Source organism: Actinomadura sp. KC345, assembly GCF_004348515.1.
Classification (GTDB): domain Bacteria; phylum Actinomycetota; class Actinomycetes; order Streptosporangiales; family Streptosporangiaceae; genus Spirillospora.
Map to the genome: position 1 here is coordinate 1 of NZ_SMKH01000189.1, position 15251 is coordinate 15251.

At 72.6% G+C, this 15251-nt stretch carries 14 protein-coding genes and 1 pseudogene; 3 read left to right on the forward strand and 12 right to left on the reverse strand.

The window, feature by feature from the left end; translation table 11 throughout:
• The 11 genes and pseudogenes from E1281_RS26365 to E1281_RS26410 form a co-directional block, all read right to left on the reverse strand.
• Nucleotides 1-229: pseudogene (locus E1281_RS26365) on the reverse strand (hypothetical protein); the annotation flags it as partial.
• A 76-nt stretch (nt 230-305) separates the two neighbouring features.
• Nucleotides 306-989, reverse strand: a complete 684-nt coding sequence (locus tag E1281_RS26370) for a TetR/AcrR family transcriptional regulator (protein WP_207943496.1) — start codon at nt 987-989, stop codon at nt 306-308.
• 57 nt (nt 990-1046) lie between these two features.
• The gene (locus tag E1281_RS26375) at nt 1047-2369 is read right to left on the reverse strand and encodes a peptidase dimerization domain-containing protein (protein WP_131882365.1); all 1323 of its coding nucleotides are present in this window, start codon (nt 2367-2369) and stop codon (nt 1047-1049) included.
• Nucleotides 2366-5734, reverse strand: a complete 3369-nt coding sequence (locus E1281_RS26380) for a molybdopterin cofactor-binding domain-containing protein (RefSeq protein ID WP_131882366.1) — start codon at nt 5732-5734, stop codon at nt 2366-2368. Before E1281_RS26380 ends, E1281_RS26375 begins: the two co-directional genes overlap by 4 nt.
• A complete protein-coding gene (locus E1281_RS26385) occupies nt 5731-6198 on the reverse strand; it encodes a (2Fe-2S)-binding protein (RefSeq protein WP_131882367.1) in 468 nt (155 codons plus the stop codon). The genes E1281_RS26380 and E1281_RS26385 overlap by 4 nt, the downstream gene beginning before the upstream one ends.
• A 37-nt stretch (nt 6199-6235) precedes the next feature.
• Nucleotides 6236-7195 (reverse strand): substrate-binding domain-containing protein, encoded by a 960-nt coding sequence (locus tag E1281_RS26390; protein WP_165959111.1) that lies wholly within the window; start codon nt 7193-7195, stop codon nt 6236-6238.
• A 50-nt stretch (nt 7196-7245) separates the two neighbouring features.
• Nucleotides 7246-8328, reverse strand: coding sequence for an ABC transporter permease (locus E1281_RS26395; RefSeq protein ID WP_165959112.1), 1083 nt, complete (start codon nt 8326-8328; stop codon nt 7246-7248).
• A gap of 50 nt (nt 8329-8378) precedes the next feature.
• Nucleotides 8379-9908 (reverse strand): sugar ABC transporter ATP-binding protein, encoded by a 1530-nt coding sequence (locus E1281_RS26400; RefSeq protein ID WP_131882370.1) that lies wholly within the window; start codon nt 9906-9908, stop codon nt 8379-8381.
• Complete coding sequence (locus tag E1281_RS42685; protein WP_279433656.1) at nt 9905-10033, reverse strand: hypothetical protein; 129 nt, start codon at nt 10031-10033, stop codon at nt 9905-9907. The genes E1281_RS26400 and E1281_RS42685 overlap by 4 nt, the downstream gene beginning before the upstream one ends.
• Nucleotides 10021-10881, reverse strand: a complete 861-nt coding sequence (locus E1281_RS26405; RefSeq protein WP_131882371.1) for an alpha/beta hydrolase — start codon at nt 10879-10881, stop codon at nt 10021-10023. The genes E1281_RS42685 and E1281_RS26405 overlap by 13 nt, the downstream gene beginning before the upstream one ends.
• 153 nt (nt 10882-11034) lie before the next feature.
• A complete protein-coding gene (locus E1281_RS26410; protein ID WP_131882372.1) occupies nt 11035-11985 on the reverse strand; it encodes a PDR/VanB family oxidoreductase in 951 nt (316 codons plus the stop codon).
• 103 nt (nt 11986-12088) lie between these two features.
• Here E1281_RS26410 and E1281_RS26415 point away from each other — a divergent pair, with 103 nt between their 5' ends.
• Both E1281_RS26415 and E1281_RS26420 read left to right on the forward strand, forming a co-directional pair.
• Complete coding sequence (locus E1281_RS26415; RefSeq protein WP_131882373.1) at nt 12089-13240, forward strand: Rieske 2Fe-2S domain-containing protein; 1152 nt, start codon at nt 12089-12091, stop codon at nt 13238-13240.
• A gap of 65 nt (nt 13241-13305) precedes the next feature.
• A complete protein-coding gene (locus E1281_RS26420) occupies nt 13306-13971 on the forward strand; it encodes a TetR/AcrR family transcriptional regulator C-terminal domain-containing protein (RefSeq protein ID WP_131882374.1) in 666 nt (221 codons plus the stop codon).
• Nucleotides 13972-13998: 27 nt separating this feature from the next.
• Here the strand turns inward: E1281_RS26420 and E1281_RS26425 are convergent, their stop codons facing one another.
• Nucleotides 13999-14433, reverse strand: coding sequence for an amidase family protein (locus tag E1281_RS26425; protein ID WP_131882375.1), 435 nt, complete (start codon nt 14431-14433; stop codon nt 13999-14001).
• A 180-nt stretch (nt 14434-14613) separates the two neighbouring features.
• On the opposite strand from E1281_RS26425, the gene E1281_RS26430 reads away from it, so the two are divergent.
• On the forward strand, nt 14614-15251 hold a 638-nt coding region (locus E1281_RS26430), incomplete at its 3' end, for an amidase family protein (RefSeq protein ID WP_243717422.1).

Sequence of the window (15251 nt, forward strand, 5' to 3'; positions counted from 1 at the left end):
CCTCGCCGACGCCGACGGTGATCGCGGGCATCATGTCGAGGAAGAACCCGCGGAAGTGGTTCGACCCGATGATCACGACGGCGTCGGGGGCGGCGGCGAGCAGCCGGTCCCTGGCACGTTCCAGCCCGTCGCGGAAGCGATGGGCGTCGTCCAGGTGGTCGACCTTGTCCCAGTCGGTGTTCATCAGCGTGCTGTGCGAGGCACCCACGCCGAGCACGATGTCGCTCATCCGATCAGCTCCTCAATCGGACGGGGCGACGGACCGCCCCGCTTTCGGGGGTGGTCTCCGGTGGCTCGGCCGGGGGTCAGGGGAGGTCGGCCGCCAGGCCCTTCAGCAGGACGTCGAGCCCCGCCTGGAACTGCCCGTCCGTGGGCAGCCGGGTCAGCTCCGAGGACAGCTCGACCATGTTGGGGAACTCGTCGGCCGGAAGCCCCGAGTAGAAGTGCGTCCGCTGCCGGCGCAGCTCGGCCGCGGCCTCGCCGTCGCCGCCCCAGGGACGCGGCATCTGGTAGGCCGCGAACCCCAACGTGTACGTCATGAGCAGGCCGTAGACGTCGACCGCCTCGCCGGGCGGCAGGCCGGCCTGCCGGAGCCGCGCCAGGACGCGCTCGAACGCGCCGCGCAGCGAGCCGCGGCTCGTCGTGGTGCGGGTCGACAGCAGCCGGACGACGGTCGGGTGCTCCCGCATCATGGCGAGCAGCGCCTCGGCGATCCGGCGCGCCTCGGTGAGGGGATCGGGGCCGATCTCGTCGGGGAGCCGCAGGTTGCCGAGCACCTGGTCCGCCATGCCGTCGAGGATGTCGTCCTTGTTCTTGAAGTGGCGGTACAGGGCCATCGTGCTGAAGCCCAGTTCGCTCGCCAGCCGCCGCATGGTCAGCGCTTCGAGGCTCTCCCGGTCGCCGATCTCGATGGCGGCGTCCAGGATGTCCTGTGCCGTGAGTGCCTTGTCCGGACGGCGTCCTCGGGAAGGGGGTCGCCGTGTCGCCACTCTTCGCTCCGTCTCGTCCACGCTCGTGATCTCCGTTCGGCCCAATCCTGCCCCGGATCACAGTCCCGCGTCCGCTCTTGTCCGGGTGCAGGTGTTGATCGTGGTACGGAGCACATGCCGGGTGAGGCGGCACATCTCCTTGATGTCCACGACGTTCATGCCCATGGGGAAATCGACGGGCAGCGGCGCGTCCGCACCGGCCCGGCTCATGCCGATGCGGGCGGTGGGCACGCCGCGGCCGCGCAGGATGTTGGCGTCGGTGGCGCCGCTGTTGCCGAGGATCGGCTCGTGCGGGCGTCCTTCCTCGGCCTCCCATGCCTCGATCGCGGCCCGGACGACCCAGGACGCGGGGTCGGTGGCGGTGCCGGGGATCGCGAGCACCATGTCCCAGCCGATGTCCAGCTGCGGGTTCGCCGCGGCGATGCGGGCGACGGCGTCGGCGAACTCGCGCTTGACGCTCATCGGCGTGGACGCGGGGGACGTCCGCAGGTCGAGGACGAACCGGCAGGTCGCGGGCGAGACGGCGGGCATCCGCATGAAGCCGCCCTCGATCGCGCCGATGTTGCCCTGCGGCGCGACGGTCCCCTCGGTGTGCCGGGCGGTGTACTCGGCGAACCAGTCCTCCAGCGCGGCGGCGACGGTGCCGGCGCCGAGGATCGCGTTGCGGTAGTCGATGCGGTGCCGGCTGCCCGCGTACGAGTAGCTGCCGCCGACGGTGACCTCGAACCAGCAGAGGCCGACCTCGTCCCAGGAGACGGCCCAGCCGGGCTTGGCGATCAGGGCGTAGTCGGCCCAGACGCCCTGTTCCAGCATGAACGAGCAGCCGTTGCCCTGACCGGCGTTGTACCGGCGGACGTGCGGCGCGGTGCGCTTGTTCGTCGGCATCCCGCCGGCGCCGAGGCCCAGCACGACATCGCCGCGCAGCGGCGTCCCGGCGCGGTGCAGGATCTCCAGCGCGGCGACCAGGCAGGCCGCGTGCCCCTTGGGGTTGCTGGCGCCGAGGCCGATCACGTGGTCGCCGTCCCGGACCGGGTCCGGCTTCATGTCGTAGCGGAGCGCCGAGCCGACCCGCGGCAGGTCCTCCTCGGGGTTCCCGGTGGTCAGGGTGTCGATCGGCGCGTAGAGGAGGAGGTCGGGGCCGGTGCCGTCGCCGCGCAGCCGGGCGACCGCGTTGCCCTGGTCGTCGTCGATCGGCTGGTAGGCGGCGTCGATCCCGGCGTCCGCGAGGGCGGCGACGACCCAGCGGGCGAGCTGTCCCTCCTCTCCGGTCGGGCTGGGGATGCCGGTCATCCCGATGATGATCTCGGCGAGGCGCTCGGGGTCGATGAGCTTCTCGGCGGCCCGCAGCAGGTCGAGGCGTGCCCCGTCCAGCGTCGTCATGCGCGTCCCTCTCTCGTGTCGGTGCCGGCGAGCCGTTCGGCGGCGCGTTCGGCCAGCCCGGCGGCGGCGTCGAGCTTCCACGCGTTGCCGGGCAGGGGGTGTCCGTACTTGGTGAGCTGGGCGTCCACGGCTTCGCGCAGGGAGGCGGCGTCGAACGGCGCACCGCCCAGCGCGCGTTCGGCCTCGGCCGGGCGCCAGGGCGTGGGGGCGAGCGCGCCGAACACGATCCGGGGGTCGTCCCACCGTTCCGCCGACAGGCTCGACGCCGCGACGGACACGACCGCGAAGTCCCCCTGCCAGAGGGCGAGCTTCTCGAAGACGCACGTCCTGCCCGTGCCGGGGATCCGGATGGAGACGATCAGGTCCGTCGACGCCAGTGCGGTCTCGCCGGGCCCGGTGTAGAGGTCGGCGACGCGGACGCGGCGGCCGTCGGCGAGTTCGGCGACGGCGTCCAGCGCGACGAGGACCGTGGCCAGGTCGGACGGGGTGACCGCCTGGCAGCGGTGCCCGTCGATGGCCGCGTGGTAGAAGCGGTGGTCACCGAGGATCGCGTAGCAGGGGCTGGACGGTCCGTTGCGCTTGTAGCAGGGGAAGTCGTTGCGGAAGAACCAGCAGCGCTTGGCCTGGAGCAGGTTCCCGGCCACCGTCGCCGCGTTCCTGATCTGCGGTGACGCGATCGAGTCGGCGGCCTCGGCCAGCGCGGGAATCGACGCGGTGAAGCGGGCGGACAGCTCGGCCAGCGTGACGGCGGCGCCGACGACCACCGTCCCGTTCGCCTCCTCGGTGATGTCGCGCAGGCCCGGCAGGAGAGCCGTCGAGACCAGCCGTTCGGGGGCGATCAGCCGCTGCCTGCGCTGGAGGAGCACGTCGGTGCCGCCGCCCACCGCCGTTCCGCCGCGCAGGGCGGTGCGGGCCTCGCCGATCGTCTCGGGACGGGCGATCTCGGCGAGATCCGGAACGGAAGGCCTGCGTTCGGGGTGGCGGCCCTGGCGGCCGAGGTGCGTCCCCCACCGGTGGAGCGCGGCGTGGACGCCGCGCGGGTACGAGGCCCTCATCAGGGCGATCCACCAGCGGGAGGGGCGGCGGCGCAGCCGGTGGTCGCGGACGCGGCCGTCCTTCTCCGCCAGGGCCTTCAGCACCTTGTCCGGGGTGATCGGCAGGTCCCGGATGCGGACGCCGACGGCGTCGTACACGGCGTTGGCGATGGCGGCGCCGGGCGGGATGATCGGGATCTCGCCGACGCTCTTCGCGCCGTAGGGCCCCGCGTCGTCGTGGCCGTCGACGATGAACGGACGGACCGCGGGGACATCGGCGGCGCGCGGCATCGCGTAGTTGATGTAGGCGGGGTTGACCACGCGCCCGTCGGTGCGGATCAGCTCCTCGCCGAGCGCGGCGCCCAGTCCGTGGACCGCGCCTCCGACGATCTGGCCCTCGACCATGACGGGGTTGATGGCCCGGCCGACGTCGTGGGCGGCGACGTAGTCGACCACATTGACCTCGCCGGTCCGGACGTCGACGTCGACCTCGGCTCCGTGCGCGGCGAAGGAGTAGGTGGGCGACAGGTTGGCGCGGTCCTCACCGGGCGTGATCGTCTCGGTGCCCTCCAGCTCGTAGCGGCTCTCCAGGCTGAGCCCGCCCTGTGCCCCCGCGAGGTCGGCGAGGCTCATGGAGTGGTCGCCGTGGTGGGCCGCTCCGTCGCGCAGTTCGACGTCGCCGGGGGAGCAGCCGAGCTTCCCGGCCGCGAGTTCGCGCAGGCCGTCCGCCATCTCGCGGGCCGCCTGGCCGGTGGCCATGCCCGACATGTGGGTCGCGCGGGACGACCAGGCGCCGAGGTCCAGGGGTGTCAGCTCGCCGTCCATCGAGAGCACGTCGACGTCCTCGGGCGCGACGCCGAGCTCCTCGGCGGCGATCTGCGCGAGGATCGTCTTCTGCCCGGTGCCCGCGTCGGACCCGCCGAACCGGACCCGGACCCGGCCGTCTCCATCGACGTCCACCCCCGCTTCGCCGACGTTCGACAGCGGGTAGGCGAAGGCTCCCGACCCGTGCGCCGCGGCGGACACGCCGACCCCGCGGCCGGGGGTCCTCGCGGCCCGCTTGGCGTCCCAGTCCAGCTCCCTGCGGACGGTCTCCAGGCAGTCGACGAGCCGCGTCGTGGTCACCCGGTACCCGCACAGGGTCTCGGTGCCCGGCTCGACCGCGTTGCGGACCCGCAGGTCGATGGGGTCCATGCCGAGCCGCTCGGCGATCTCGTCGAGCTGGCTCTCCATGGCGAGCGCGACCTGCGGCGTCCCGTACCCGCGGTACTGGCCGCCGGGCTGGGTCGCGGTGTCGACGAGGCGCGCGTCGTACCGGACGCCGTCCGCCCGGTACACCGATCCCAGGGTGATGACGCCGACGCGCATCACCGACGAGCCCATGTGCGAGTAGGCGCCGTTGTCGACGTCGATCTCGGTCTCGAACGCCCGCAGGGTCCCGTCCGCGCCGGCGTAGGTGCGCAGCCGGGTCTCGAACCGGTGCCGGGGCTTGTTGGAGGCGAACTCCTCCTCCCGCGTCAGCGAGATGAGCACCGGCGTCCCGGTCTTGCGGGCGAGCGCCGCCGCGAGGATCTCGTGCTCGGACGCCTTCGACTTCGAGCCGAAGCTCCCTCCGGTGGCGACCTCCCGGCACACCACCTGGTCGTGCTCCAGGCCGAGCAGGTGCGAGACCTCCTTGGCGACGAAGTAGGGGGCGTGCGTGGACGTCCACAGCTCCATCACCTCGCGGCCGGCGACCCAGCGGGCGAGCGTGACGTTGGGTTCCATGCAGGCGTGCGCGACGCTCGGGTAGACGAAGTCGCCTTCGACCATCACGTCCGACGCCGCGACGCCCGCGTCCGGGTCGCCCCACACGCTGTTCCACCGGAGCGCGACGTTGCGTTCCGCCGGACGGTCGTGCAGTGCGCGGGCGCGCGGTGCGAGGGCCTCCCGCACGGTGAGCGGCGCCCGGAGCGGCCGGATGCGCAGCCGGATCGCCGCCACCGCCGCGCGGGCCTGCTCCGGGGTGTCGGCGGCGACGGCCGCGACCTCCTGCCCGATGTAGCGGACGACGCCCGCGGCCAGGGGCGGCCGGTCGGACATGTGCCCGCCCCGGTGCAGGTAGGTGATGCCGGACGGGAAGTCGTCCGCGGTGATGACCCCGCGCACGCCCGGCATGCGGAGCGCGGGCGCCGCGTCGAGACGTGTGATCCGCCCGTACGGGACCGGTGAGCGCAGGACCGCCGCGTGCAGGTGCGGCGGGCCGGTGAGGTCGTTCACGTAGGCGACGCGCCCGAGGGAACGGTCCTGCCAGTCCAGCGGCCGGGTGCTGCGCCCGATCCGCGTGCTCATCGCGATCCCTCCCGCGCGGCGGCCGTCGCGCAGACGGCCTCGACGATCGCCGCGTAACCGGTGCACCGGCAGATGTTGCCGGACAGCTCCGCCCGCACCCGCGCCCTCGCCCGCTCCGGGTCGGCCGGCAGGCCGGCCCGGAGCAGGGCGGTGGCGTGCACGACCTGCCCCGGCGTGCAGAAGCCGCACTGGAACGCGCCCAGGTCGGCGAACGCCGCGCGCAGGTCCTCGGACTCCTCCGCGAGGCCCTCCGCGGTCGTGACCTCGCCGTCCACGAGTTCGACCGGCGTCACGCAGGACAGCCGGGGCCGGCCCGCGACGAGCACGGTGCAGGCACCGCACTCGCCGCGCTCGCAGGCGAGCTTGACCGACGTCGCCCCGAACCCGTCCCGCAGGACGGTGGCGAGGGCGGTTCCGGGAGGCGCGGCGGCCTCGCCGGTCTCCCCGTTGACGGTGATGTTCATGCGGACCCCTGACGGAAGGCGGGTGGACGGGACGGCTCTACTCCAGCTCGGCCTCGGTGAGCTCGTCCGCGTTGGTCTTGTCGAACGGCAGCGTCTCGATGAAGATTTGGTCGGGGGTGTCCTTCCCGTCGAGCTCGCCGGTCATCGTCTGGAGCGCGGTGGCGCCCCACTTCTTCGGCTGGAGCGCGATCTCGAACCCGACGCGGCCGTCCCGCACCATCGCGAGGGTCTCCGGGATGCCGTCGAAGCCGGTCACGGTGATCTGCTCCGCCTTGCCCGCCTCGTTGATCGCCTGGACGACGCCCGGGAGGAAGTCGTCGAGGTTGGCGTAGACGACCTTCGCGTCCGGGACCGCCGACAGCGACGCCTTGGTGGCCTTCAGGCCCTCCTCGGAGGTGAGCGCGCTGACGTTGACCTCGTGGGCGATCGTCATGCCGGAGCAGGACGGCGAGCCGACGACCTGCTTGTAGGACTTCGTCATCTCCTGGACGTAGGGCGCCGCGGACGGGCCCTTGATCATGATGATCTTGCCCTTCTCGACGTTCTTGCAGGTCCACTCGGCGATCTGCTGTCCGGACTTGCCCCAGTCGTTGCCGATGTAGGACACGCGGCTCGACTTGTCCTCGACGTCGCGGGCGACGGTCATGACCGGGACGTCGGCGGCCTTGGCCGAGTTCAGCGGGGCGACGATCGCCTTCGCGTCGATCGCGGAGACGAGGATGCCGTCCACGTCCTTGGCGATGAGGTCGTTGATGTCGTTGGCCTGCTTGAGCGGGTCGCCGCCGGCGTCGGTGAAGATGACCTCGACGCCGAGCTTCTTCGCCTCGGCCTCGATGCCCTTCTGCATCCCGGCGTACAGCGCGATCCTGGGCGCGGCGAAGCTCACGCCGATGGTCTTCTTTCCCGAGTCCGAGCCGCCGGAGCCGCCGCAGCCGGTGGCCGCCAGGCCGATGCAGAGCGCCGCCGCGGCGACGCCGCGCAGTCGCGTGATGCGCATATCTGTCTCCTGTACAGGGGTGAGTGGGGAAGGCGGGGGGCTGGTGGCCGTCAGGTGACGGCGGCCTTCGCGGGTGCGTCCGCGACGTCCGCGGACGGCGGGGGCGCCTGCCTCCTTCCGGCGCGGAGCCGGGAGAACCGGCGGAGCAGCTCCGCCGACATGGCGAGGATGAACACGATCCCGACCGCGACCTCCTGCCAGGCGTCGCCGACGCCGTTGAGGTTGAGGCCGTTCTGGATCACGGAGATGACCAGGACGCCGAGCAGGGTCCGCCATATCGCGGCCTTGCCGCCGTGCAGGGCGCTGCCGCCGAGCACGACCGCCGCGACCGAGAACAGTTCCAGGCCCTCGCCGACGGTCGGCTGTGCCGACTGCAGCCGCGCCGTCGTCGCCATGCCCGCCACGGCCGCGAACACGCCGGCGATGACGAACGTCGAGACGATCGCCCGCTCGACGCGCAGGCCGGCCAGCCGCGCCGCCTCCCGGTTGCCGCCGCTCGACAGCACGCGCAGGCCGAACGGGCTCACGCTCAGCAGGAACGTCGAGACGGCGAAGCAGACGATCATCACCCAGACGATCCACGGGACGCCCAGCGGCCGGCCCACGCCGAACTCCGCGATGCTCGCGGGCAGGCCGCCCACGGACTCGGCGTGGGTGAGGATGAGCGTGATGCCCACCCCGATGACGGACGTGCCCAGCGTGATCATGAACGGGTGGACCTTGAGCGTGATCACGAGCATGCCGTTCACCAGCCCGAACACGATCCCGGACAGGGCCGCGGCGAGGAGCCCCAGCATGATGCTCTGGGTCTCCCGCATGACGATCGCGCCGACCGCGCCGTGCAGCGCGACCTGGGCGCCGACCGAGAGGTCGAACCCGCCGCCGGCGATGACGAACGTCTGCCCGAACGCGACGATCGCGAGGATCGCCATGGAGGTCAGGACGTTGAGGACGTTGCCGTGGCTGAGGAACGAGTCCGTCGACAGCGTCAGGCCGACGGCCAGGACCACCAGCAGCAGGGGGATGAACACGTCCTCCAGCGCGGGGGCGTTCTTGTTCGCGAGGCCGGTCTTGTTCGCGAGGCCGGTCTTGTTCGCGAGGCCGGTCTTCTTGATGTGGCCGGTGTCTTTCATGTGGCCGGTGTCTTTCATGTGGCCGGTGTCTTTCATGTGGCCGGTGTCTTTCATGTGGCAGGGCCTTCCGGGTGTTCGCCGAGACACGCCGTCATCAGTTCGGCGTGCGTGACATCGGCCGTTAGCTCGGCGACCAGACGTCCCCGCCGGAACGCCAGGTAGCGGTCGGTGATGGATCGGAACTCTTCGCTCTCCAGCGCCACGACGACGACGCAGCCGCGTTCGTCCGCGAACGCGCGGAGCTGCCGCAGGACGTGCTCCTTGGCCCCGATGTCGATCCCGTGGGTGGGCTCCTCCACGACCAGGACGCGCGAGCCGGCGGCGAGCCAGCGCGCGATCAGGACCTTCTGCTGGTTCCCGCCGGACAGCAGGCCCGCGGGGAACGCCGGGTCGGCCGGGCGCACGTCCAGGTCCGCGATCAGCCGCAGCGCCTCGGCGCGCATCTTCCGCCTGTCCAGGACGCCGAGCCGGGTGAACGCCTTGACGTCGCCGAGCGCGATGTTCCGCTCGATGCTGAGCAGCGGCTGGACGCCGTCGCGCTTGCGCTCCTCGGGGACGAACCCGATCGCCGCGGCCACGGCCGCGACCCGGTTGTGCGGCCTGACCTCCCGGCCGGCGACCGCCACCCTGGCCGGGGCGTGCCGGGGCGGTCGGCGCGCTCCGGCGAGCGTCCGCGCGAAACGTCCCGCGCCCGAGCCGAGGATGCCGGTCATCGTGACGACCTCGCCGTGCCGCAGCTCCAGCTCCGGTGCGTCCGGCAGCTTCGCCTCGACGAGCACGTCGCCCGCGGCCTGGGCCTCGCGGTCCGGCGCGTTGGCGAGGGTCCGGCCGGCGACCAGCTCGACCAGCCCGTGCGGGGTGGCCTCCTGCCGGGCCAGGCGCGCGACGACCCGGCCGTCCCGCAGGGCCGTGATCCGGTCGCACAGCGCGCGGACCTCGTCCAGGTCGTGGCTGACGAACAGGACCGCGAGGCCCTCGCCCGCCAGGCGCCGCACGAGTTCGGTGATGCGCTGGGACTGGCGCGGTTCGAGCGCCGCCGTCGGCTCGTCCAGGATCAGCAGCTTCGGCCTGGCGCGGAGCGCCCGCGCCACCTGGAGCAGCTTCTTCTCGGCGAGGTCGAGCGTGTCCGCGCGGCGGGACGGGTCCAGGCCGACGCCGAGCGTGCCGAGCAGCGCGTCGGTCTCGGCGCGGTCGGCGCCCCGGTCCCGGAGCAGCCCCCAGCGCCGGTGCGGCGCGGCGACGACGATGTTGTCGGCGACGGTCAGTTCCGGGAACAGCTGCGTCTCCTGGTGGACGACCGTGATCCCGGCGCGCTCCGCCTGCGCGGGGGTCGCGCAGCTGACCGTGCGCCCCTCGACCTCCAGGCGTCCCGCGTCGGGGCCGTAGGCGCCGCACAGCACTTTGATCAGTGTCGACTTGCCGGCGCCGTTGGAGCCGATCAGGCCGTGGACCTCGCCCGCCGCCAGCTCCAGGTCCACCCCGTCCAGCGCGGTGAACGGGCCGAACCGCTTGGTGACGCCGTGCGCGGCGACGGCGAGAGGCCCGGTCGTGGGGGGCCCGCCGGCGGGCGGGACGGTCACGAGCCGCTCTCCGTCCGTACCGCCGTGCCGGTCGCGCGGACGAACGCCGCCAGGGCGCGGCGCCGTACCGGCGGGACGCCGAGGACGGCGGCCAGCAGGACGGCGAGCACGATCAGGATTCGCATCGGGTGGCCTCCAGGGGGACGAGCTGGGAATCGAGCAGGAACGCCTCGGTCAGCCGGGCGTAGTCGCGGGGCCGCTCCTCCTGCGGGTGGTGCGCCGTGTGCGGCAGCACTTCGAGGAGCGAGCGGGGAAGCGCCGCCGCCAGGCGGGACGCGTAGCCGATGCCGGCGAACGGGTCGGCGGAGCCCCAGAGCAGGAGGACGGGCGCGAGGACGTCCGGCAGCAGCGCGCCGAGGTCTTCCGGAAGGCCGCGAGCCTCGGTGTCCCTGCCGAGCGCAAGGGCGTCCGGCGTGACGCTGTTGCGGAACCGCTTGTGGACGGTCGCCTCCGGAACGCTCGCGGGATCGTGCCACTCGTAGCTCCGGATCAGGTCGCGCATCTTCTCCGGGCTCGGGCCGTCCCCGCCGTAGTACTCGGCGCGGATCTCCGCCCCGCTCACGCCGGGCGCGCCGCCGAGGTCCGCGGGGCGGGCGCCGGTGAGGACGATCCGCCGGACGCGCGATGGTTCGCGCGCCGCGATGAGCAGCGCGACCGATCCGCCGAGCGACTGGCACACGAAGTCGGCGCGGCCGACGCCCATGCCGTCGAGCAGTGCCGTCACGTGCCGCGCGTGGAAGGAGAACAGCGGCCCGTCCGCCCGGGGCGCCGCCGAGCCGCCGTACTGCGGCAGGTCGATCAGGACGAGCCGGCGGCCGGGCAGCTCGGGCACGAGCGCCGCGAAGTCGGTCCAGGCCGAGCAGCCGGGGCCGCCACCGTGCAGCAGGACGGTGGGCGCTCCCTCTCCGATCGAGCGGACCCGCAGCGCGGAGCCGAGCACGGTGTGCCGGGCACCTGCGTCCGGTGGGGGCATGGAGTGGTCTCCGGTTCTCTATGGCGACGTCCCGCGGTTCGGTGAACGGGGTCCGCGCTGCCGAGAAAGTCGAGATGAAGCCGGGAATAACGGCTGATGCGTACTATGTACACTACTTAGGTCAAGAGTCAATGCCCGTCATCGGGATTTAACTCAGAGGTCGAGGACGAGGCGGGCCGACAGGCACCGCGAGACGCAGGGCATCATCGAGGCCGAGGCCGCCCGCTCCTCGTCGGTCAGCAGGCCGTCCCGATGGTCGGGAACCCCTGCCAGGACGGGCGTTTCGCAACTGCCGCAGATGCCTTCGCGGCAGGCGTTCGGCACCTGGATTCCGGACCTCTCCAGCGCGTCCATGACCGTCTCGTCGGCGGAGACGCCGACGGTCAACCCGGACCGGGCGCACTCCACCTCGAAGGCGGTGTCCTCCCCGTCCAGCGCCGGATCGCGCGGTGCGGCGGTGAACCGTTCGACATGCAGGCTGCCGTCCGGCCACGCCTCGCATCGCCGCTCGACCGCCGACAGCAGGCCCTCCGGGCCGCAGCAGTAGACCGCCGTGCCGGGCTCCGGGTCACCGAGCAGGGTGTCGAGGTCCGGACGCCCGTCGGTGTCCTCGGGGACGACGGTCACCGCGTCCGCGTAGCGCGCGAGGTCGGGCAGGAACGCCATCGTGTCCCGGCTCCGGCCGCCGTACACCAGGCGCCAGGGGACGTTTCCGGCCGCGACCCGCGCGATCATCGGCAGCAGCGGCGTGATCCCGATGCCGCCCGCCAGGAACAGGTAGCGCGGAGCGTCCGCCAGCGGGAACCGGTTGCGCGGGCCGCGCACCCGGACCGTCCGGCCCGGCCGCAGCTCCTCGTGCACGTACGCCGAACCGCCCCGTCCGCCGGGTTCGTAGAGGACGGCGATCCGGTACGCCCCGGTGTCCTCCGGGTCCCCGCACAGCGAGTACTGCCGGACCCATTTCCCGAGGTCGAGCTCCAGATGAGCCCCGGGCTCCCAGGGCGGGAGCGGTGCGCCGTCCGGCTCGGTCAGCGTGACCGACAGGACGCCGGCCGCCTCCCAGGTCATCGAGCGGACGACCAGCTCGCGTTCGTTCTCCACCATGGCGCGTACTATGTACGGTACTTTGCATACTCGTCAAGCGCCGGCGGCTTGACAAGGGAGGATTGGCCGTACAAAGTACGTAACATTGTCCAAGGAGGCAGAGTTGACCGTCAACGCCACGTCCCCCGGCCGCCCCCGGCCCGAGCGGCGGCAGCCCGGCCAGGACTGGTCGTCCTGGCCGACCTACGAGAGCGCCGTCCTCGGGTTCCGCGACCACTGGTACCCCGTCCTGTGGGCGGAGCAGGTGGGCAAGAAGCCCGTCGCCGTCACCCTGCTCGGCGAGAACGTCGCCCTCGTCCGGGAGGGCGACGAGGTGCACGCCCTGCACGACCGCTGCCCCCACCGCGGCGTACCCCTCTCCCTGGGGCGCCGCCAGTTCCCCGGCACGGTCTCCTGCCCGTACCACGGCTGGACGTACGACCTGAAGGACGGGAAGCTCTGCGGCGTCCTCACCGACGGCCCGGAATCACCGATCAAGGGCCGGGTGAAGGTCCGGACCTACCCCGTCCAGCAGCGTTTCGGCATGATCTGGGTGTACATCGGCGACGGAGACCCGCACCCTCTTGACGACGACCTGCCCGAGGAACTGCGCGACAACGACTTCGTCGTCGGCGGGCGCACCGACATCCGCAAGGGCAACTGGAGGTTCGCCGCCGAGAACGGATTCGACGAGGGGCACGCCAAGTACCTCCACAACACGGCGCTGTGGCGGCTCTTCAAGGTCATGCCGGCGTGGAACAAGACCCGCGTCGTCGAACGCGGCGACTGGCTCGTCCGCGTCCAGGACGAGGTGCACTGGGAGGCCGACATGCCCGGCCTCGGCCTGTGGACCAACAAGCGCTGGTGGAAGCGCATGCCCCTGCCGGACGCCCCCGGCAAGGCCGCCAGCATCAACCCCGTGATCAAGAGCCTCGACCTGCCGGGCTTCGTCTCGATCCGGCTCCCGGGCATCCTCCGCGTCGCGTACCCGCACTTCATCCACTACGAGTGGTACGTCCCGGTGGACGCCGACCACGTCCGGTACGTCCAGCTCATGGTGCGGTTCGAGACCGGCCCGCGCGCGAGCCTCTTCAAGCTCAAGTACCTCTCCGCCATCCGGTGGCTGTTCCACGGCCAGTTCACCGCCCAGGACGCCTGGATGGTCGACGTGATGGACGCCCCGCCGGAGAAGCTCTACCGCCCCGACCTGTCCCTCACCGCCTGGCGGCGCAAGGTCGAGCAGAGCGAGCCGAAGGTCCAGCCGTACGAGCGGTAGCGCGCCGGGTCCCCGGCGGGCGTTACCCTCGCCCCGGAAGATCGACGAGACCGGACCGGAGCTGCATGGCCACCCGAGAGAAGAGCAAGGGCACACGGGCGCTCACCCGTGAGCGGATCGTCGAGACCGCCGTGCGCATCGGGGACACCGAGAGCCTGGACACGCTGACCGTCCGGCGCCTCGCCGGTGAGTTGGGCGTCGGCGCGATGACCCTCTACAGCTACTTCCGCAACAAGGAGGAGATCCTCGACGCGATGGCCGACCACGTCCTCGGCGGGATGGAGGTCCCTCCCGCCGAGAGCGACGACCCCGTCGAGCTGCTGGTGGGGTGCGGGCGGGCGTTCCGCGCCATGATGCTCGCCCATCCCTGCGTCGTCCGCCTGCTCTCGACCCGCGTCACCGACAGCATCGACGCGCTGGACGGCGCGATGGAGGACGTCCTCGCCCGGCTCGAGACCGCCGGCCTGACCGGAGCCGAGGTCACCCGCGCCTACGGCGTCCTCATCACCTACGCGCTCGGTTTCTCCGGCTACCAGACGCCCCGGACCTGGGGCGACGACGCCGAGGCGCGGCGCCAGCGCCGGCACTTCTACGCGGGACTGCCCGCCGACCGCTTCCCCAGCACGGTCCGGCACTCCGAGGAACTGCCCACCCTCGCGTCCTTGGAGCAGTTCGAGTTCGGCCTCCGGCTCATCGCCGAGGGACTCAGCCCGTCCACCGGGCGGGACTAGTGGGCACAAGATCGGGCCCTTCCCGCCTCAGATCGGGCTCGGCCCGGCCGACTCCCTCTCGATCGCGGCGGCGGCGAGGACCAGGTCCTCGCGCCAGCACTGGGCGACGACCTGGACGCCGATCGGCAGGCCCGCGTCGTCGCCGGCCGGGACCGAGGCCGCGGGGACCCCGGCGACGCTGTAGGTGTGGGTGTAGTTGAAGGCCTCGTACCGGCCGTAGTCGGTGTCGGCCACACCCGCGGGAGGACGGCCGTGCCGAAGAGCGGTCCCGGTGGAGACAGGCGCCAGCACCACGTCGAAGTCGTCCAGCCACGTGCGGACCCTCGCCCGTAGCGCGAACGTTCGGTCGAGCAGCGCGAAGTAGTCGGCGGCGGAGGTGGACTCACCGTGCCTGGGATCGTTCAGGAGGTCGAGGAACTGCCCGGTGTGATCGTCGGGGGAGTCGCCGACCAGCCCGCGCACGCCGCAGGACGCCCGGCGTTCCGGTCTGCGAACCGGGGCCCGCGAGCGCGGGCGGTCCTTCCCGCCGGGGTCCGGTGAGCGGACCGGGAGGCTGGCGCGGCCGCCGGACCGGCCACGACCCTGTCAGCCGTTCGCCGATGTTCTGTCCAGCGGCCGTTGCGGCCGAGTCAGGAGGTGGCGATGAGCTCCGTGGCGCTTGCGCCGTCCCCGGAGGTCAAGCGCCCGGGGGACGCGCGCGGCGCACGGGCCGGGAACGCACGGGCCGGGGCGCCCTTCGCCGGAGTGCCGATGCTGGTCAAGGCCCTCAACGACAGTGCGGGGCTTCCGGCGAACCACGGCTCGGCCTGGGTCGCGAAGACCGGCCGCACGGCCGCCGCGCACTCCACCATCAACCGGCGGCTTGTCGAGGCCGGGTTCATCGTGGTCGGGCAGACGTCCACGCCGGAGTTCGGCGTCCTGTCGGTGAGCGAGAGCGCCGTCCACGGGATCACCCGCAACCCTTGGCGGACCGACCTCACCCCCGGCGGATCGTCTGGGGGCGCCTCGGCGGCGGTCGCGGCGGGCATGGTCCCCGCGGCCCAGGGCGGAGACGGCGGCGGGTCGATCCGGATGCCCGCGGCGTTCTGCCACCTGGTCGGGCTGAAGCCGACCGCCGGGCGGATCAGCGCCGGGCCGGGAAGCCCCGACCGGTGGGGGCACAGCGTGCCGTCCGTGGTGACCCCGTACCGTGCGGGACACCGCCGCGATCCTCGACGCGGTCGCGGGCCCGGCGCCGGGCGACCTGGGCGTTCCGCTCCCGCCGCCCAGGGGCGGGTGGG